Raw genomic sequence first — 17,461 nt, 5'->3', positions numbered from 1 at the left:
TGTCGGACCCTTCGCCCATGAGCTTCAGCCCCCTGATTCGCCAACTGATCGACGCCCTGCGCACTTTGCCGGGTGTGGGCCAGAAAACCGCCCAGCGTATGGCGCTGCAACTGCTGGAGCGTGATCGCAGCGGCGGCACGCGGTTGGCCCAGGCCTTGAGCCAGGCCATGACCGGCGTGGGCCACTGCCGCCAGTGCCGCACCCTGACCGAAGAAGACCTGTGCCCGCAATGCGCCGACCCACGTCGCGACGACACTTTACTGTGCGTCGTTGAAGGGCCGATGGACGTGTACGCCGTCGAGCAGACCGGCTATCGCGGGCGCTACTTTGTGCTCAAGGGGCATCTTTCGCCGCTGGACGGCCTGGGGCCGGAAGCCATTGGCATTCCGCAACTGGTGACGCGCATTGAAGAGCAGGGCACGTTTACCGAGGTGATCCTGGCAACCAACCCGACGGTGGAAGGCGAGGCGACGGCGCATTACATCGCCCAATTGCTGACCAACAAAGGCTTGATCACCTCGCGTATCGCCCATGGCGTGCCGTTGGGTGGCGAGCTGGAATTGATGGATGGCGGCACGTTGGCGCACTCTTTTGCCGGTCGCAAGCCGATCACGCTCTAAAATGTGGGAGCTGGCTTGCCTGCGATAACGGTGGATCAGTGGCATTGATGTCGCCTGACACTCCGCTATCGCAGGCAAGCCAGCTCCCACAGTGGTTTTGTGTTGTCAGGGATATCTTGATAACCAAGCAAGCGCTTGGTAAGTTCTCTCCACCTCACCGTGGAGCTTGCCGATGTCTGCCTATCAGGACTACTTCGACCCCAGCCACCAATTGGTCCGTGACAGCGTGCGCCGTTTCGTCGAGCGCGAGATGTTGCCGGGCATCGAGCAATGGGAGGAGGGCGAGAGCTTTCCCCGTGAGCTGTACCTCAAGGCGGGCGCGGCGGGGATCCTGGGCATCGGCTATCCCGAAAGCCTGGGCGGCAGCCATGAAGGCGACCTGTTCGCCAAGGTCGCCGCCAGCGAAGAGTTGATGCGTTGCGGTTCGGGTGGCGTGGTCGCGGGCCTGGGTTCGCTGGATATCGGCTTGCCGCCGGTAGTCAAATGGGCGCGCCCCGAGGTGCGTGAGCGCGTTGCGCCTCAAGTGCTGACCGGTGAGAAGATCATCGCCCTGGCCGTCACCGAGCCCGGTGGCGGCTCCGATGTAGCCAACCTGCAAACCCGCGCCCTTCGCGATGGCGACTTTTATCGCGTCAGCGGCAGCAAAACCTTTATCACCAGCGGCATCCGCGCCGACTTCTATACGGTAGCCGTACGCACCGGCGGGCCGGGCTTTGGCGGTATCAGCCTGTTGCTGATCGAAAAGCACACGCCAGGTTTCACCGTCGGCCAACCGTTGAAGAAAATGGGCTGGTGGGCGTCGGACACGGCTGAGTTGTTCTTCGACGATTGCCGCGTGCCCGCAGGCAACTTGATCGGCGTCGAGAACATGGGCTTTGCCTGCATCATGGGCAATTTCCAGAGCGAGCGCCTGGCGCTGGCGCTGATGGCGAACATGACTGCGCAGCTCGCCCTGGAAGAAAGCCTCAAGTGGGCGAGCCAGCGCGAAGCCTTCGGCAAACCCATCGGCAAATTCCAGGTGCTCAAGCATCGGCTGGCGGAAATGGCCACCGCAGTGGAAGTCTCCCGCGAGTTCACCTACCGCCAGGCGGCGAAGATGGCGGCCGGCAAGAGTGTGATCAAGGAGATTTCCATGGCCAAGAACCTGGCCACTGATACCGCGGATCGGGTGACCTATGACGCGGTGCAGATACTGGGTGGGCAGGGGTATATGCGTGGCAGCCTGGTGGAACGGCTGTATCGGGATAACCGCATTCTGTCTATCGGCGGGGGCACGCGTGAGGTGATGAACGAGATCATCAGCAAGCAGATGGGGTTGTGATGCGGGGTGTCCTTGAGGGCCTCTTCGCGAGCAAGCCCGCTCCCACACTTGGAATGCAAATCAAAATGTGGGAGCTGGCTTGCCTGCGATAGCGCCGGCCCAGGCAACTTTTAAACTTCGGTCAACCCAAACTGCGTCAGGCAAAACGTCGGAATGCCCATATCCTGCAGGCGTTGCGAACCACCCAGCTCAGGCAGATCAATGATCGCCGCCGCTTCGAAGATCTTCGCGCCCATACGTCGCACCAGGTTCGCCGCGGCAATCAAGGTGCCGCCAGTGGCGATCAGGTCATCGAACATCAGCACCGAGTCGCCGTCACACAGGCTGTCGGCGTGTACTTCGAGAAAGGCTTCGCCGTATTCGGTCTGGTAACCCTCGGCCAGCACGTCAGCGGGCAGCTTGCCCTGTTTGCGGAACAGGATCAGTGGTTTGTTCAATTGGTAGGCGATGATCGAACCGATCAGGAAGCCACGGGCATCCATCGCGCCGATGTGGGTAAAGTCGGCCTCGACGTAACGCTGGGCAAAACTGTCGGCCACCAGGCGCAGGGCGCGGGGCGATTGGAACAGCGGGGTAATGTCACGAAAGATCACCCCAGGCTTGGGGAAGTCGATGACGGGGCGGATCAGGGATTTGATGTCGAACGAATCGAAGGTCATCGTCGAAGAGTCCTGGGAGCGGAAAACGGACTCGAAGTATACCTGCGGCCCTGCCGATTGGCGCGGCCGCAAGTGTCTGTCTCAGACTTCCAGCGAGCCCCCGGCCAGCGCGCACAGCTGGATCGGGTCGAGGATATGCACTTCCTTGCCTTCGGCGGCAATCAGTTCGTTTTGCTGGAAACGGGTAAACACGCGGGACACGGTTTCCACCGCCAGGCCCAGGTAATTGCCGATTTCGTTGCGCGACATGCTCAGGCGGAACTGGTTGGCCGAGAACCCACGGGCACGGAAGCGTGCCGACAGGTTGACCAAAAACGTGGCGATGCGCTCGTCGGCGGTTTTCTTCGACAGCAGCAACATCATCTGTTGGTCGTCACGGATCTCGCGGCTCATCACCCGCATCAATTGGCGGCGCAGTTGCGGCAGCTGCAGGGCCAATTCATCCAGGCGTTCGAAAGGGATTTCGCACACCGAGGTCGTCTCCAGGGCCTGGGCCGACACCGGGTGAATCTCGGTGTCCATGCCAGACAGCCCGACCAGTTCGCTGGGCAGGTGGAAGCCGGTGATCTGCTCTTCGCCGCCGTCGCTCAGGCTGAAGGTCTTCAATGCGCCGGAGCGAACTGCATAGACAGAATCGAATTTGTCGCCCTGGCGAAACAGAAACTCGCCTTTTTTCAGCGGTCGGCCGCGTTTAACGATTTCGTCCAGCGCTTCCATGTCTTCCAAATTCAACGAAAGTGGCAGGCAGAGGGGGGCCAGGCTGCAATCCTTGCAGTGAGCCTGGCTGTGAGCGCGCAGTTTAACTGGCTCGGACATTTCTTAAATCCTTGTGGGAAAACACACATAAGACGTAAGGGTAACGCACCGAGGGTGGCTGAGGCCAGCGTGTACAAAAAAGCAGCAACGGTATAAAGCTCTTTGTATCGGTGCCGATACACAGGTGTCTCTCTATGAGCTGGAGCTCAGATCATGTCAGTCAGCACTGTCTCAAACCCATCGATCAACGTTGCAACGGTATCGGTCTGGAAGGCCGCCGATGCGGCCAGGGATAAAGACGCCGCGCCCAAGGCCGCCACCGAGGACAAGCCCGCCGAACCTAATGCGGCTGAAGGTGTGAAGGTGGTCATTTCCGGCGCGGGGATGGGCATGGCTTCGGCTGAGAAATCCTCCAATAGCGATATTGATGAAAGCAATCTGAAAGACAACATCAAACAGTTGCTGAAGATGATCCGCGAGCTGAAAAAGCAGCTTGCCGAAAAGATGGCTCAGCTCTCGGCAGTCATGAATGACACCACGTTGACCCCGCAAGCACGCCAAGCCAAAGTGGCGGGTTTGCAGGGCGACGTGGCGACGATACAGGCCGGTTTAATGACCGCCCAATCACAACTGGCCAAATCGCTGAAAGATGAGTCGCCTGAAGCTCAGATGGAAGCCATGAGCCTGATGGCGAAATAAAGCCCTTAGATCACCCGCGAGAATCGCTGCCTGTTCTGGTGCTCCAGGTAGGCATCGAACACCATGCACACCGAGCGCACCAGCAAGCGCCCGGCCGGTAAAACGCGAATGCCGTGGGCATCCAGTTCGATCAGGCCGTCGGCGGCCATTGTCTCCAGCTGTGGCCAGAGTTCGTCGAAATAGCCGCGAAAATCGATGTTATAGGCCTGTTCGATCCGCTCGAATGCCAGGCTGAAATTGCAGATCAACTGCTGAATCACTTCCCGGCGCAAACGATCATCCGTGGTGCAGACCAGGCCACGGCTGGTGGCCAGTTGCGCGCCGGCCAGTGCGTTCTGGTAGTGATTGAGGTCACTGCTGTTCTGGCAATACAGGTCGCCGATCTGGCTGATCGCCGACACGCCCAGCCCAATCAAATCGCAATGCCCGTGGGTGGTGTAGCCCTGGAAGTTACGCTGCAGCGTGCCTTCTTCCTGGGCCACGGCCAGTTCGTCATCCGGCAGGGCAAAGTGGTCCATGCCGATGTAGCGGTAGCCGGCACGGGTCAACTGCTCGATGGTGGTTTGCAGCATCAGCAGTTTTTCTTCCGGCGAGGGCAAATCGTCGGCATTAATGCGCCGCTGCGGCATAAAGCGCTCGGGCAGGTGCGCGTAGTTGAAGACCGACAGGCGATCCGGTTGCAGGTTGATCACCTCTTCGACGGTGCGCGCAAAATTCAGCGGCGTCTGCTTGGGCAGGCCGTAGATCAAATCAATATTGATCGAGCGAAATTGCAGGGTGCGCGCCGCATCGATCACCGCACGGGTTTCTTCCAGGCTTTGCAGGCGGTTGACCGCACGCTGCACCTCGGGGTCAAGGTCTTGCAGGCCGATGCTCACGCGGTTAAAGCCCAGTTCACGCAGCAGCCCCATGGTCGCCCAGTCGGCTTCACGCGGGTCGATCTCGATGCCGTAGTCGCCGGAATCATCATTGAGCAAATTGAAGTGCTGGCGCAGGCGGGTCATCACCTGGCGCAGTTCGTCGTGGCTGAGAAAAGTCGGCGTGCCGCCGCCGAAATGCAACTGTTCCACGGGCTGTTTCGGGTCGAGGTGACAGGCGACCAGCTGGATTTCCTGCTCCAGGCGTTGCAGGTAGGCCTGGGCTCGGCCACGGTCCTTGGTGATGACCTTGTTGCAGGCGCAGTAGTAGCAAATGTTTGCGCAGAACGGCACATGCACATACAGCGACAAGGGCCGTACGGCCTTGCGGCTGTCGCGCAGGGCGTGGAGCAGGTCGAAGGTGCCGACCTGGCTATCGAATTGTACGGCGGTGGGGTAGGACGTGTAGCGCGGCCCCGCCAAGTCGTAGCGGTGAATCAGATCTGTGTCCCAACGAATGGCGTCGAGCATGCGGGCGGTCCCCGGGATTGGCTAGTGAGCCGAGTCTAGGGGCGCACCGCAGGTACCATCTTGATTTGCATCAACGGGGAGCGGCGCTATGCCACATGGCGATTTAATGGCCCATTAGCCAGTGTTGATGCGGGCCTGGCAACGTCCAAACGCCGAAGAGCATAACCAGCACGCCACCGGCCACACGCACGCTGCGTTTGCGCAGCACCGCCGTGACACGTTCCGCCGCCAAGCCAGTCGCCAGCAGTACTGGCCAGGTTCCAAGCCCAAAGGCGAGCATCAGCATTGCGCTGTCCAGCGCATTACCCTGGCTCGCCGCCCATAACAGCGTGCTGTAGACCAACCCGCACGGCAACCAGCCCCACAGCGCGCCCAGCAGCAATGCGCGTGGCAGGCTGGATACCGGCAGCAAACGGTTGGCGACCGGCTGTACGTAGCGCCACAGGCCGCGCCCCAGGCTTTCGATACGGGTGAGGCCGCTCCACCAACCGGCCAGGTACAAACCCATGCTGATCAGCAACAACCCGGCGAGCACGCGCATGAACATCGCCGCCGGGCTGTTGGCCACCGCCCAGCCGGCCAGGCCGATCAATAACCCGGCAGCGGCGTAGCTGAGGATGCGCCCCAGGTTATAGGCGAGCAGCAGGCGAAAACGGCGGCTGCGTTGTTCTTTGGGGATTGCCAGCGTCAGCGCGCCCATCAGCCCGCCGCACATGCCCAGGCAATGGCCGCCGCCCAGTAGCCCGAGGATCAAGGCCGAGACCAGCAATGGCGCCAACTCAAGCATGGGGTGGGTCTTTGGGCGGTTGCTCGGCCCGGTTGGCTTCGTCGACGCCCGCCAGGTGGTTCGGGTCCTGGTCGTCGAACAGCACGCTGTGGGCCGGGCCGTCGAGGTCGTCGTACTGGCCGCTGTCCACCGCCCAGAAGAAAATGTAAATGGCCACGCCGACTAACAGCAGCGCCGCCGGAATCATCACGTAGAGAGCTGGCATCGGTACTCCATGCCCACGCGGCTCAAGCCGGCAGCGGGCGGGTTACTAAGGTGGCACTGTTTGCCTGCGTGCTCGGCAGGCGAGTCAGGCGCAAGGCGTTGAGCACCACGGTCAACGAGCTGAGGGACATGCCGATCGCGGCCCAGATCGGGGTGATCCAACCGAGGGCGGCAAACGGCAGCATAAGGCCATTGTACAGCCCGGCCCACAGCAGGTTTTCAATGATTACCCGCCGCGTGCGCCGCGCCAGGGTAAACGCCTGCACCAGCGCGTCGAGACGGTTGGACAGCAGCACGGCATCGGCACTGGTTTTTGCCAAGTCGGTGGCTGAGCCCATCGCCACGCTGATATCGGCGGCGGCGAGCACAGGCACATCGTTGACGCCGTCGCCAAGCATCAGCACCTTGCGGCCTTGCTGGTGCAACTGGTGCAGCACCTGCAGTTTGTCGTCGGGGCGCAAGCCGCCCTTGGCCTCGTCAATCCCCAACTCAAGCGCGACACTGGCGACCATCGGCGAGCTGTCACCCGACAGCAACAGCGTACGCCAACCTCGCGCTTTGCACGCGGCCAGCAGGGCGGGCGCATCGCTGCGCAGGCGGTCATCGAGCACGAACCAGGCGAGGGCGCCTTCACGATCGCCCAGCAGCAACCATTGGCCTGCTTCGTCCGGCGAGGCGGGAATCGCGCAGCCGCTTAATTGGCACACAAAGCCCGGCTGGCCGATGCGCAATTGATGCTCGCCCACACGACCTTCCAGGCCTAAGCCTGGGAAACTCAGGACTTCCTCGGCGGCCAGCGGCGCACGCCCGAAGGCGCGGGCAATCGGGTGCTCGGAGCGGTTTTCCAGCGCGGCGGCGAGGCCCAGGCAGTCGTCGCTGTTCAACGTGCCCAACGGGCGGATGGCACGCAGGGCCAGGCGGCCTTCGGTCAGGGTGCCGGTCTTGTCGAAAATCACCGTGTCGATCTGGTTCAAGCCTTCCAGCACGTGCCCACGAGTGAGTAACAGCCCGAGTTTGTGCAATGTGCCGGTGGCGGCGGTGAGGGCGGTCGGTGTCGCCAGCGACAACGCGCAAGGGCAGGTTGCCACCAGCATCGCCAGCACAATCCAGAATGCGCGTGACGCGTCCAGTTCCCACCACAGCAGGCCGATCAGCGCGGCCGCGATCAGCGAGCACAGCAGAAACCATTGAGCAGCACGGTCGGCGATTTGCGCCAGGCGCGGTTTCTCGGCCTGGGCACGTTCCAGCAGGCGCACGATGGCAGACAGGCGGGTGTCATGCCCCAAGGCGCGCACCTCGACGGTCAGCGCGCCTTCGACGTTGAGCGTGCCGGCGGTAACCGCGTCGCCGACGTTGCGCGGCTGCGGCAGGTATTCGCCGGTGAGCAGGGACTCGTCAATGCTCGACTGGCCATCAAGAATCAGCCCATCGGCCGGCAGCACGGCGCCGGGATGCACCAGTACGCGATCGCCTACGGCCAGTTCGCTGAGCAGGATGCGCTCGCTCTGACCATCACTTTTGAGGCGTAAGCATGACGCCGGCAGCAGGTTGACCAACTGCGCGGTGGCGGCGGCCGTACGCTCACGTGCCCGACGCTCCAGGTAGCGCCCGGCGAGCAGGAACAGCGCGAACATGCCCACCGCGTCGAAGTACAACTCGCCAGTGCCAGTTATGGCGGTCCAGATGCCCGCCAGGTACGCGCCGCCAATCGCCAGGGACACCGACACATCCATGGTCAGGTGGCGCGTGCGCAGGTCGCGCAGGGCGCCTTTGAAGAACGGCGCACAGCTGTAGAACACGATGGGCGTAGTCAGAAACATCGCCACCCAGCGCAGGATCACGTGCAACTCCGGGCTCAGGTCAATATTGAATTCCGGCCAGGTCGCCATGGTCGCCATCATTGCCTGGAACCACAACAACCCCGCCACGCCCAGCTGGCGCAAGGCCCGGCGGTTTTCGCTGGCCAATTGCTCGGCGGCGCGATCGGCCTGGTAAGGGTGGGCGGCGTAGCCGATATGGCGCAGTTCGCTGAGCACCTGGCTCAGCGGCAATTGCCCATCGGCCCAGCGCACGTGCAGGCGATGGTTGGACAGGTTCAGCCGCGCCTCGGCCACGGCGGGCAGGCTGCGCAAGTGTTTTTCGATCAGCCAGCCACAGGCCGCGCAGCTGATGCCTTCCATCAATAGGGTGGTTTCGGCCAGATCGCCTTCGTGGCGCACAAAGGGTTTTTGCACGTCGGCGCGGTCGTACAGCGCCAGTTCGTCGACCAGTTGCACCGGCAGCGCCTCGGGGTTGGCCGAGGCTTCGCTGCGGTGCTGGTAATAGCTTTGCAACCCGCCGGCCACAATCGCCTCGGCCACTGCCTGACAGCCCGGGCAGCAGAGTTCGCGGCGCTCGCCGAGGATTTCGGCGGTGAACCGGCTGCCGGGCGGGACGGGCAGGGCGCAGTGGTAGCAGGGGGTTGGGCTGGTCATGGTGTGAAATCTATATCGGCTGGGAGGGCCTCATCGCGGGCAAGCCCGGCTCCCACAGGAGACCGCGATCCACTGTGGGAGCGGGCTTGCCCGCGATGCGCGAAGCGCATGTGTTTACTTTTTCAGGTCTTCGGCACCCTGCAACGGTTCATCACCCAGCAGCAAGTCCTTGTCGTGGCTGACCTCTTCTTCTTCGAACAGGCGCCAGGTCTTGTCGCCCTCCACGCCGAGCAATTCCACGAAGCGCCGACCCTCTACCTTGTCGGTGACCTGGCCGATGTAGCGGCCGGGTTCGCTGTCACTGCGGGTCAGGTTGATCTTGCGATCCTTCTGCGGCTGGGTCGGGGAAATCAGGTTCAGTTCCAGAGTGTTCGGGTTGCTGTAGCCCGTCAGTTGCAACTCGACTTCACCGGTCAACTCGTCCAAGTGCAATTTGCCGCGCAGTTGCAGGGTCTGGGCCAGCCGCTCACGGTCCAGGGAGCGGTTGATGCCTTTGCCGGCCTCGTAGTAGTTGTCGTTGACCAGGTTGTCCGGGTTCTTCACCGCAATGGTCACCATTGACAGGGTCAAGGTCACCGAGCAGGCCAGGATCCCAATGATGATCCAGGGCCAGAGGTGCTTGTACCAAGGGCTTGCGGCAGTAGCTGCGGGCATTGTTGTGCTCTCTGTTATTAGCGGACTTGTGGGCCGATGAATCGGCTCTTGGCTTCAATGTGGACGCTGTCGTCGTCGGCATCCTTGAGGATGAATTTCACCTCGTTGGTGCTCGATGGCAGTTGCTCAGGGGCGCTGGACAGCTCTACCGGCATCGTGAAGATCTCCCCGGCGGCGACCTTGATCTCGCGTCGGCCTTGCAGCTTGAGATCCGGCAGGCCCGAGGCATCGAGCACGTAAGTGTGGTCGCGCTGGTCCTTGTTCATGATTTTCAGGCTGTAGACGTTTTCGATGCGGCCTTCGGCGTTTTCGCGGTAGAGCACGCGGTCTTTGCTGACGTCGAAGCCCACCAGCGAGCGCATGAAAAATGCACCGGCCAACAGGCCGATCATCGCCAGCAGCACCAAGGCATAACCGATCAGGCGCGGGCGCAACTTATGGGTTTTCTGCCCGGACAGGTTGTGCTCGGTGGTGTAGCTGATCAGGCCGCGCGGGTAGTCCATTTTGTCCATGATGTTGTCGCAGGCGTCGATACACGCGGCGCAACCGATGCACTCGATTTGCAGGCCGTCACGGATGTCGATGCCGGTGGGGCACACCTGCACGCACATCGTGCAGTCAATGCAATCGCCCAACCCCTGGGCCTTGTAGTCGATGCCTTTTTTGCGCGGGCCACGCACTTCGCCACGGCGCGGGTCGTAGGAAACAATCAGGGTGTCTTTGTCGAACATCACGCTCTGGAAACGCGCATACGGGCACATGTAGATGCACACCTGCTCACGCAGCCAACCGGCGTTACCGTAGGTGGCCAGGGTGAAGAACCCGACCCAGAAATACGACCAGCCATCGGCCTGGCCGGTGAAGAAGTCGAACACCAGCTCGCGGATGGGCGAGAAGTAGCCGACGAAGGTCATGCCGGTGACAAAGCCAATCAGCAGCCACAGCGTGTGCTTGCTGAACTTGCGCAGGAATTTGTTCGCGCCCATGGGCGCCTTGTCGAGCTTGATGCGCTGGTTGCGGTCGCCTTCGGTGACCTTTTCGCACCACATGAAGATCCATGTCCATACGCTTTGCGGGCAGGTATAGCCGCACCACACACGCCCGGCATACACGGTGATAAAGAACAGGCCGAACGCCGCCACAATAAGAATGCCCGAGAGCAGGATGAAATCCTGAGGCCAGAAAGTGGCGCCAAAAATGAAGAATTTGCGTTCCGGCAGGTTCCACCAGACGGCCTGGTGGCCACCCCAGTTCAGCCACACGGTGCCGAAGTACAACAAGAACAGAGCGGCGCCACCGACCATGCGCAAGTTGCGGAACAGGCCGGTAAAGGCGCGGGTGTAGATTTTCTCGCGCGAGGCGTAGAGGTCGACAGTGCTGCTGGCGTTTTTGGCAGGCGGGGTAACGTCATGTACCGGTATCTGGTTGCTCATCATTGCATCCCACGGCGGTGGAGATTTGCCTCGGCCAGTACGTGCCAACCGGGGTCAAAAACAGGGTGTTGCAGTGGCGTAATGATACGCCTCCGGTGCTGTGTAAAGGGTGCGACCTTTGGTCGCGTTGGGGGAAATCAATTGATGGTGTACGTGATCTGGATCAATTGACTTGTGAAGTATGGCCGGTTTTTGCCGGTAGGCAGGTCATTCGTCCCATGGATTGATCAGAGGCACACCACTGGACATGAAGTCACTGACGTTGCGCGTCACCACGGTGAGCCCGTGCACCAGAGCCGTTGCGGCAATCAACGCGTCACTTTCGTTGGCCTGGTCCGGCACATGCAGATCGGCACAACGCAGCGCAACGGCGGCATCAACCGGCAGTATCCTGGCATCGAACGCTGGCATCACGTGGAGTTTGAGCCATGTTCGTAACACTTTCCCCTGAACCGGGTCTCGGCGTTCCATGCGCAGTACACTGGTTTCCAATTCCTTCAGCGTAATGGCCGAGATGAACATGCGCGGAGCGATAACACTTTTTGCCCAGGCTACTACTCTAGCGTCGGCCTGGGGTTTGCGAAGTTCGGAGATTACGTTGGTGTCGAGTAGATACATCAAGAGAGGTCCACAGGTCGGTGGGTGATCACGGCGCGTTCGGTTTCGAAGTCGATTTCGGCCGCTTCCGGCATCACCAACAGGTCAACGATGTCGACGTTCAAACCTGTCAGTTTCTGGTAGTCCTCAATGCTTAGCAGTACATGGGCAGGCTTGCCGCGATCGGTGATAAAAACCGGACCTTTACTGGCGGCTTTTTTGGCACCACTTGTGTCTTGATTGAATTCACGGCTGGAAATGGTAGTGATGGTCATGGGGTATTCCCCTTCGGCAAATTTAATGTAGTAACGTTACTACTTTGCGTCGGCGCGCAGCAAGTGCAAGGTTCCGAATGGTCATGCGCTGCAATCGCCCCAGCCCGGCAGAAAACCAGCCCGGCATAAAAAAAGCCCCGCACTGCGGGGCTTTGTCGTTTGCCGAGAGCTTACTGCTCCTCAGCCTGCTTATCCCCATGGGACAGGCTGTAAACATACGCTGCCAGCAAGTGCACCTTGTCATTGCCTTGCAGCAACTCCTGCGCCGGCATCTGGCCCTGACGGCCATAACGAATGGTCTGCTGCAATTGCGCGAAGCTTGAGCCGTAGATGAATGCACCCGGGTGGGTCAGGTCCGGCGCGCCCATTGCTGGCGTGCCTTTACCGGCCGGGCCGTGGCAGGCCACGCAGTTGGCGGCGAACAGTTTCGCGCCGTTGGCCACGTCGGCCTTGGCGCCTTCCGGCAGTTTGCGGCCATCGAGGTTAGTCACCACAAAGCCCGCCACGTCGGCCACGCCTTGTTCGCCAATGACATCGGCCCAGGCCGGCATCACCGCATGGCGGCCTTTCATGATGGTTTCCTTGATGGTGGCTGGTTCGCCGCCCCAGCGCCAGTCGGCGTCGGTCAGGTTAGGGAAGCCGTAGGCGCCCTTGGCGTCGGAGCCGTGGCACACCGAGCAGTTGGAGGCGAACAGGCGGCCACCCATCTTCAAGGCTTGCGGGTCTTTGGCGACGTCTTCAATCGGCATTGCAGCGAATTTGGCGAAGATCGGGCCGAACTTGGCGTCCGATTTGGCCATTTCCTTTTCCCATTCGTGCACGCCGGTCCAGCCGGTCTGGCCGTTGGCGAAAGGGGTTTGCTTGTCGTTGTCGAGGTAGTTATAGCCCGGCAGCAGGCCTTTCCAGTTGCCAAGGCCGGGGTACAGCGCCAGGTAGCCGAGGGCGAAGATGATGGTGCCGACAAACAGCATGAACCACCATTTGGGCAGCGGGTTGTCGTACTCCTCGATGCCGTCGAACGAGTGGCCGACGGTCTCGTCCGTCTGCTCGGTGCGCTGGCCCTTGCGGGTCGACAGCAGCAGCCAGGTCAGGGCGAAAATGGTACCCAGACTGAGGACTGTGACGTACAGACTCCAGAACGTAGTCATTCTTTGTTACTCCTAGAAGCTTGCTCGACGTGCTTGATGGCCTCGGGATCATCTGCAAAGGGCAGCATGGTCGCGTCGTCAAACTCCGACTTGCGGCGCGGGCTGAACACCCACAGCGCCAGGCCGACAAAGGCCACCATCACCACAACGGTGCCCAGGCCACGAATCATCCCGATATCCATGAAGATCACCGTTTGCTTTTGATGATGGTGCCAAGGCCTTGCAGGTAGGCCACCAGTGCGTCCATTTCGGTCTTGCCCTTCACGGCAGCGGCTGCACCGGCGATGTCTTCATCGGTGTAGGGCACGCCCAGGGTGCGCAAGACTTCGAGTTTCTTGGCGGTGTCCTTGCCGTCGAGCTTGTTTTCCACCAGGAACGGGTACGCCGGCATTTTCGACTCAGGCACCACGTTGCGCGGGTTGTACAAGTGCGCACGCTGCCAGTCATCGGAGTAACGACCACCGACACGGGCCAGGTCCGGGCCGGTCCGTTTGGAGCCCCACAGGAACGGGTGGTCCCAGACGCTTTCCCCGGCAACCGAGTAGTGGCCGTAGCGTTCGGTTTCGGCACGGAACGGACGGATCATTTGCGAATGGCAACCCACACAGCCGTTGGCGATGAACACGTCACGGCCTTCAACTTCAAGCGCTGGGCGCGGCTTCATGCCTTCTACGGGTTTGTTGGTCACGTCCTGGAAAAACAGCGGAACGATCTGGGTCAGGCCGCCGATGCTCACGGCGATGACCATGAAGAAGGCCAGCAGGCCGATGTTCTTCTCGACTACTTCATGCTTCATCAGTGAGCTCCCACAACGGCGATCTTGGTGGCGGCTTCGGCTTCTACCGGGTCGGAAGCACGCACGGTGCGCCAGACGTTGTAGGCCATGAACAGCATGCCGCTGGCAAAGAACGCACCACCGATGGCGCGGACGATGTAGCCCGGGTGGCTGGCTTGCAGCGCTTCGACGAAGGAGTAGGTGAGGGTGCCGTCATCGTTGATCGCACGCCACATCAGGCCCTGGGTGATGCCGTTGACCCACATGGAGGCGATGTAGAGCACGGTGCCGATGGTGGCCAGCCAGAAGTGGGTGTTGATCAGGCCAACGCTGTGCATCTGTGGGCGGCCGAACAGTTTGGGGATCATGTGGTACAGCGCGCCGATGGAGATCATCGCCACCCAGCCGAGCGCGCCGGCGTGTACATGGCCGATGGTCCAGTCGGTGTAGTGGGACAGGGAGTTGACCGTCTTGATCGCCATCATCGGCCCTTCGAAGGTCGACATGCCGTAGAACGCCAGCGACACCACCAGAAAACGCAGGATCGGGTCGGTGCGCAGCTTATGCCAGGCGCCCGACAGGGTCATCATGCCGTTGATCATGCCGCCCCAGCTTGGCGCCAGCAGGATGATCGACATCGCCATGCCCAGCGATTGCGCCCAATCCGGCAGCGCGGTGTAGTGCAGGTGGTGAGGACCGGCCCAGATGTACAGGGTGATCAACGCCCAGAAGTGCACGATGGACAGGCGATACGAGTAGATCGGGCGTTCGGCCTGCTTGGGTACGAAGTAGTACATCATCCCCAGGAAACCGGTGGTGAGGAAGAACCCCACGGCGTTGTGGCCATACCACCACTGAATCATCGCATCGGTCGCCCCGGCATAGGCCGAGTAGGACTTGAACCAGCTCACCGGCAGGGAAGCGTGGTTGACGATGTGCAGCATCGCCGTCACCAGGATGAAGGCACCGTAGAACCAGTTACCGACATAGATGTGCTTGGTCTTGCGCTTGACGATGGTGCCGAAGAACACCAGGGCGTAGGTCACCCAGACGATGGCGAGCAAAATCGCGATCGGCCATTCCAGCTCGGCGTATTCCTTGGTGGTGGTGTAGCCCAGCGGCAGGGTGATGATGGCGCCGAGGATTACGGCTTGCCAGCCCCAGAAGGTGAAGGCGGCGAGGCCATCGGAGATCAGTCGCGTCTGGCAGGTTCGCTGCACGACATAGTAGGAAGTGGCAAATAACGCACAACCACCGAAGGCGAAAATCACCAGGTTGGTGTGCAGCGGGCGCAGGCGGCCGAAGGTCGTCCAGGGCAAACCGAAATTCAATTCCGGCCACACCAGTTGCGAGGCGATAAACACCCCGAGCCCCATGCCAAGGATCCCCCAGACCACCGTCATGATGGCGAACTGGCGGACGACCTTATAGTTATAAGCAGTCGGACTGATTGCTGTGCTCATTCTAAGGTTCCACGGTTTAGGTTTTTTATAGGTAAAATCGGCCGCAAGTATGTAGAAAGCGAGGGGCCATTGCAACGCAATGACTGACCTGTATCAATGCGTTCCGAGCCAGATTCTGCGCCCTTTCCATGTTTTACGTAGGGACAAAATCGGAAATGGAAAGCTGATCAAGTGGACAGGAATTTTCAGGGGCGCAACGAATACCGTCGCGTAGGCCAGGATTGGTCCACTGTGGGAATAAGCGTAGACCCGAAAGTGAGGAGGGGAAAGTTGGACTTGGGAAGGGTGCGACACTTGGCCGCGAGGTGAACCTGTGGCGAGGGAGCTTGCTCGCGCTGGAGTGCGTAGCGCTCCCAGGATTTTGGGGCCGCTTCGCAGCCCAGCGGGAGCAAGCTCCCTCGCCACAGTTAAGCGGGCCTCCCCTGATCAGGGGGAGGCATTCAGCAGTTACTCAGGTTGGCTTTCTGGCGTTGCGCCATCAGCGGTGTGGGACAAGCTGTACACATAGGCTGCCAGCAGGTGCACCTTGTCATTGCCTTGCAGTACATCCTGCGCCGGCATCTGCCCTTGGCGACCATGGCGGATGGTCTGCTGCAACTGGGCCAGGCTGGTGCCGTAGATGAAGCCGGCAGGCTCGGTCAGGTTCGGCGCGCCCATGGCTTCCATGCCGTGGCCTTGTGGGCCGTGGCACGCCACGCAGGTGGTGTTGAACGCGGCTTGGCCGGCTACCAGGTCGGCCGTGTTGTCAGCCGGCAATGGCAGCTTGGCCAAGTCATGACGCACATAGGCGGCGACGTTCTTCACGCCGTCCTCACCGAGGATTTCACCCCAGGCCGGCATCGCCGCATGGCGCCCGCTCATGATCGTGGCCTTGATCGCCTCAGCCGAGCCGCCCCAGCGCCAGAGGTTGTCCGCCAGATTCGGGAAACCATACGCGCCCTTGGCATCCGAGCCGTGGCACACCGCGCAGTTGGAGGCGAACAGGCGCCCACCCATTTTCAGCGCCTGCGGGTCTTTGGCCACTTCTTCCACCGACATGGCCGAGAATTTGGCGAAGATCGGCCCGAACTTGGCATCAGCCTTGGCCATTTCCTTGTCCCATTCCTTGGTCTGGGTCCAGCCGTCTTCATAGCCCGGCAACACGCCTTTCCAGTTGCCAAGGCCCGGGTAGAGGATCAGGTAGCCGACGGCAAACACCAGGGTGCCGGCGAACAGCATGAACCACCACTGGGGCAGCGGGTTGTCGTATTCCTCGATACCGTCGAAGGCGTGGCCCATGGTCTGGTCCACGCTGCCCTTGGTCTCGCCCTTGCGGGTGCCGATCAGTAGCCAGGTCAGGCCGATCAGGCTGCCGAGGGTCAGTACGCAGATCCATGTACTCCAGAAGGTAGTCATGGGCGGGTGCTCCTTGTTGCAGGCTCTTCTTGAGCGTCGGATGGAGAAGGTTCATCGGCAAACGGGAGCAGGCGGGCCTGCTCGAAGTCCGCATTGCGCCGGTTGTTGAACACCCACAGCGACAGGCCGATAAAGGCGATGGCGACCACCAGCGTGCCAAGGCCGCGGATGGTGCCCGCATCGAATTCAAATCCCATGGCTCACCTCTTGCTCTTGATGGCAGTGCCGAGCACTTGCAGGTACGAAACCAGCGCGTCCATCTCGGTCTTGCCCTTGAGGCTGGCGACGGCGCCACTGATGTCGTCGTCGGTGTACGGCACGCCGAGGGTGCGCATCACCTTCAACTTGGTCTCGGTGTGGCTGCTGTCGACCGGGGCCGTGACCAGCCATGGGTAGGCTGGCATTTTCGACTCCGGCACCACGTTGCGCGGGTTGTACAAGTGCGCGCGGTGCCAGTCGTCCGAGTAACGTGCGCCAACGCGTGCCAGGTCCGGCCCGGTGCGCTTGGAACCCCACAGGAACGGGTGGTCCCACACGCTTTCACCGGCTACCGAGTAGTGGCCGTAGCGTTCGGTTTCGGCGCGGAACGGGCGGATCATCTGCGAGTGGCACTGCACACAGCCTTCGCGGATGTAGATGTCGCGGCCTTCAAGCTGCAGCGCGGTGTAGGGCTTCATGCCTTCCACCGGTTTGTTGGTGACGTCCTGGAAGAACAGCGGGACGATCTGGGTCAGGCCGCCGATGCTCACGGCAAGCACCATGAGCAGCATCAACAGGCCGACGTTCTTTTCAATCGTTTCGTGTTTCATCATC

General features: G+C 61.2%; 20 protein-coding genes. 3 read left to right on the top strand and 17 right to left on the bottom strand.

Annotated elements, in window-relative coordinates; all coding sequences use genetic code 11:
• Positions 1–17 precede the first annotated feature (17 nt).
• Together recR and HBO41_RS01825 are read left to right on the top strand one after the other, a co-directional pair.
• On the top strand, positions 18–620 hold the full coding sequence (gene recR, locus HBO41_RS01830; protein WP_169984893.1) for a recombination mediator RecR: 603 nt from the start codon (positions 18–20) through the stop codon (positions 618–620).
• Between the two features lie 172 nt (positions 621–792).
• Entirely contained in the window at positions 793–1,941 is a 1,149-nt protein-coding gene (locus HBO41_RS01825) for an acyl-CoA dehydrogenase family protein (protein ID WP_169984891.1), read from the top strand.
• A gap of 110 nt (positions 1,942–2,051) precedes the next feature.
• Here HBO41_RS01825 and HBO41_RS01820 read toward each other — a convergent pair whose 3' ends face one another.
• Both HBO41_RS01820 and fnr read right to left on the bottom strand, forming a co-directional pair.
• Positions 2,052–2,600, bottom strand: a complete 549-nt coding sequence (locus tag HBO41_RS01820) for an adenine phosphoribosyltransferase (protein ID WP_017134800.1) — start codon at positions 2,598–2,600, stop codon at positions 2,052–2,054.
• Positions 2,601–2,681: 81 nt separating this feature from the next.
• Entirely contained in the window at positions 2,682–3,416 is a 735-nt protein-coding gene (gene fnr / locus HBO41_RS01815; protein ID WP_056861531.1) for a fumarate/nitrate reduction transcriptional regulator Fnr, read from the bottom strand.
• A gap of 153 nt (positions 3,417–3,569) precedes the next feature.
• Here fnr and HBO41_RS01810 point away from each other — a divergent pair, with 153 nt between their 5' ends.
• A complete protein-coding gene (locus tag HBO41_RS01810) occupies positions 3,570–4,055 on the top strand; it encodes a hypothetical protein (RefSeq protein ID WP_017134803.1) in 486 nt (161 codons plus the stop codon).
• 5 nt (positions 4,056–4,060) lie between these two features.
• On the opposite strand, the gene hemN is transcribed toward HBO41_RS01810, so the two are convergent.
• The 15 genes from hemN to ccoO (HBO41_RS01735) form a co-directional block, all read right to left on the bottom strand.
• Positions 4,061–5,443: an oxygen-independent coproporphyrinogen III oxidase gene (hemN, locus tag HBO41_RS01805; RefSeq protein WP_138452582.1), complete on the bottom strand. Its 1,383-nt coding sequence runs from the start codon at positions 5,441–5,443 to the stop codon at positions 4,061–4,063.
• A gap of 103 nt (positions 5,444–5,546) precedes the next feature.
• Positions 5,547–6,230 carry a sulfite exporter TauE/SafE family protein gene (locus HBO41_RS01800; RefSeq protein WP_017134805.1) on the bottom strand — a complete coding sequence of 228 codons (684 nt, stop codon included), beginning with the start codon at positions 6,228–6,230 and terminating at the stop codon, positions 5,547–5,549.
• A complete protein-coding gene (ccoS, locus tag HBO41_RS01795) occupies positions 6,223–6,435 on the bottom strand; it encodes a cbb3-type cytochrome oxidase assembly protein CcoS (protein WP_017134806.1) in 213 nt (70 codons plus the stop codon). Before ccoS ends, HBO41_RS01800 begins: the two co-directional genes overlap by 8 nt.
• Positions 6,436–6,457: 22 nt before the next feature.
• Positions 6,458–8,908 (bottom strand): heavy metal translocating P-type ATPase, encoded by a 2,451-nt coding sequence (locus tag HBO41_RS01790; RefSeq protein WP_017134807.1) that lies wholly within the window; start codon positions 8,906–8,908, stop codon positions 6,458–6,460.
• Between the two features lie 114 nt (positions 8,909–9,022).
• Positions 9,023–9,562 (bottom strand): FixH family protein, encoded by a 540-nt coding sequence (locus HBO41_RS01785; RefSeq protein WP_017134808.1) that lies wholly within the window; start codon positions 9,560–9,562, stop codon positions 9,023–9,025.
• A gap of 17 nt (positions 9,563–9,579) precedes the next feature.
• Positions 9,580–10,995 (bottom strand): cytochrome c oxidase accessory protein CcoG, encoded by a 1,416-nt coding sequence (gene ccoG / locus HBO41_RS01780; RefSeq protein WP_017134809.1) that lies wholly within the window; start codon positions 10,993–10,995, stop codon positions 9,580–9,582.
• 207 nt (positions 10,996–11,202) lie between these two features.
• The gene (locus HBO41_RS01775) at positions 11,203–11,613 is read right to left on the bottom strand and encodes a type II toxin-antitoxin system VapC family toxin (RefSeq protein WP_169984890.1); all 411 of its coding nucleotides are present in this window, start codon (positions 11,611–11,613) and stop codon (positions 11,203–11,205) included.
• A complete protein-coding gene (locus tag HBO41_RS01770; RefSeq protein ID WP_017134811.1) occupies positions 11,613–11,867 on the bottom strand; it encodes a type II toxin-antitoxin system Phd/YefM family antitoxin in 255 nt (84 codons plus the stop codon). Before HBO41_RS01770 ends, HBO41_RS01775 begins: the two co-directional genes overlap by 1 nt.
• Before the next feature lie 170 nt (positions 11,868–12,037).
• Positions 12,038–13,015: a cytochrome-c oxidase, cbb3-type subunit III gene (ccoP, locus tag HBO41_RS01765; protein WP_017134812.1), complete on the bottom strand. Its 978-nt coding sequence runs from the start codon at positions 13,013–13,015 to the stop codon at positions 12,038–12,040.
• Positions 13,012–13,197, bottom strand: a complete 186-nt coding sequence (locus HBO41_RS01760) for a CcoQ/FixQ family Cbb3-type cytochrome c oxidase assembly chaperone (RefSeq protein WP_005790274.1) — start codon at positions 13,195–13,197, stop codon at positions 13,012–13,014. Before HBO41_RS01760 ends, ccoP (HBO41_RS01765) begins: the two co-directional genes overlap by 4 nt.
• A gap of 5 nt (positions 13,198–13,202) precedes the next feature.
• Entirely contained in the window at positions 13,203–13,811 is a 609-nt protein-coding gene (ccoO, locus tag HBO41_RS01755; protein WP_053257425.1) for a cytochrome-c oxidase, cbb3-type subunit II, read from the bottom strand.
• A complete protein-coding gene (gene ccoN / locus HBO41_RS01750; protein WP_099548822.1) occupies positions 13,811–15,253 on the bottom strand; it encodes a cytochrome-c oxidase, cbb3-type subunit I in 1,443 nt (480 codons plus the stop codon). Before ccoN ends, ccoO (HBO41_RS01755) begins: the two co-directional genes overlap by 1 nt.
• Before the next feature lie 447 nt (positions 15,254–15,700).
• The gene (ccoP, locus tag HBO41_RS01745; RefSeq protein ID WP_169984888.1) at positions 15,701–16,648 is read right to left on the bottom strand and encodes a cytochrome-c oxidase, cbb3-type subunit III; all 948 of its coding nucleotides are present in this window, start codon (positions 16,646–16,648) and stop codon (positions 15,701–15,703) included.
• On the bottom strand, positions 16,645–16,845 hold the full coding sequence (locus HBO41_RS01740) for a cbb3-type cytochrome c oxidase subunit 3 (protein ID WP_017134814.1): 201 nt from the start codon (positions 16,843–16,845) through the stop codon (positions 16,645–16,647). The genes ccoP (HBO41_RS01745) and HBO41_RS01740 overlap by 4 nt, the downstream gene beginning before the upstream one ends.
• 3 nt (positions 16,846–16,848) lie before the next feature.
• Entirely contained in the window at positions 16,849–17,457 is a 609-nt protein-coding gene (gene ccoO, locus HBO41_RS01735) for a cytochrome-c oxidase, cbb3-type subunit II (RefSeq protein WP_017134815.1), read from the bottom strand.
• Positions 17,458–17,461: the final 4 nt, after the last annotated feature.

Origin of the sequence: Pseudomonas sp. WS 5146 (assembly GCF_012985495.1) — a bacterium.
Taxonomy (GTDB): Bacteria; Pseudomonadota; Gammaproteobacteria; order Pseudomonadales; family Pseudomonadaceae; genus Aquipseudomonas; species Aquipseudomonas edaphica.
The sequence above is the reverse complement of the archived record's forward strand: the minus strand, read 5'-3'. Positions and strand labels throughout refer to the sequence as shown.

Excerpts from the sequence above, each read along its gene's own strand:
- HBO41_RS01825 (WP_169984891.1), top strand. The coding sequence starts at position 793 with ATGTCTGCCTATCAGGACTACTTCGACCCCAGCCACCAATTGGTCCGT.
- ccoO (WP_053257425.1), bottom strand. The coding sequence starts at position 13,811 with ATGAAGCATGAAGTAGTCGAGAAGAACATCGGCCTGCTGGCCTTCTTC.
- ccoP (WP_017134812.1), bottom strand. The coding sequence starts at position 13,015 with ATGACTACGTTCTGGAGTCTGTACGTCACAGTCCTCAGTCTGGGTACC.
- ccoO (WP_017134815.1), bottom strand. The coding sequence starts at position 17,457 with ATGAAACACGAAACGATTGAAAAGAACGTCGGCCTGTTGATGCTGCTC.
- HBO41_RS01775 (WP_169984890.1), bottom strand. The coding sequence starts at position 11,613 with ATGTATCTACTCGACACCAACGTAATCTCCGAACTTCGCAAACCCCAG.
- HBO41_RS01820 (WP_017134800.1), bottom strand. The coding sequence starts at position 2,600 with ATGACCTTCGATTCGTTCGACATCAAATCCCTGATCCGCCCCGTCATC.
- HBO41_RS01740 (WP_017134814.1), bottom strand. The coding sequence starts at position 16,845 with ATGGGATTTGAATTCGATGCGGGCACCATCCGCGGCCTTGGCACGCTG.
- HBO41_RS01810 (WP_017134803.1), top strand. The coding sequence starts at position 3,570 with ATGTCAGTCAGCACTGTCTCAAACCCATCGATCAACGTTGCAACGGTA.
- hemN (WP_138452582.1), bottom strand. The coding sequence starts at position 5,443 with ATGCTCGACGCCATTCGTTGGGACACAGATCTGATTCACCGCTACGAC.
- ccoN (WP_099548822.1), bottom strand. The coding sequence starts at position 15,253 with ATGAGCACAGCAATCAGTCCGACTGCTTATAACTATAAGGTCGTCCGC.
- ccoG (WP_017134809.1), bottom strand. The coding sequence starts at position 10,995 with ATGAGCAACCAGATACCGGTACATGACGTTACCCCGCCTGCCAAAAAC.
- HBO41_RS01800 (WP_017134805.1), bottom strand. The coding sequence starts at position 6,230 with ATGCTTGAGTTGGCGCCATTGCTGGTCTCGGCCTTGATCCTCGGGCTA.
- ccoS (WP_017134806.1), bottom strand. The coding sequence starts at position 6,435 with ATGCCAGCTCTCTACGTGATGATTCCGGCGGCGCTGCTGTTAGTCGGC.
- recR (WP_169984893.1), top strand. The coding sequence starts at position 18 with ATGAGCTTCAGCCCCCTGATTCGCCAACTGATCGACGCCCTGCGCACT.
- HBO41_RS01785 (WP_017134808.1), bottom strand. The coding sequence starts at position 9,562 with ATGCCCGCAGCTACTGCCGCAAGCCCTTGGTACAAGCACCTCTGGCCC.
- ccoP (WP_169984888.1), bottom strand. The coding sequence starts at position 16,648 with ATGACTACCTTCTGGAGTACATGGATCTGCGTACTGACCCTCGGCAGC.
- HBO41_RS01760 (WP_005790274.1), bottom strand. The coding sequence starts at position 13,197 with ATGGATATCGGGATGATTCGTGGCCTGGGCACCGTTGTGGTGATGGTG.
- fnr (WP_056861531.1), bottom strand. The coding sequence starts at position 3,416 with ATGTCCGAGCCAGTTAAACTGCGCGCTCACAGCCAGGCTCACTGCAAG.
- HBO41_RS01790 (WP_017134807.1), bottom strand. The coding sequence starts at position 8,908 with ATGACCAGCCCAACCCCCTGCTACCACTGCGCCCTGCCCGTCCCGCCC.
- HBO41_RS01770 (WP_017134811.1), bottom strand. The coding sequence starts at position 11,867 with ATGACCATCACTACCATTTCCAGCCGTGAATTCAATCAAGACACAAGT.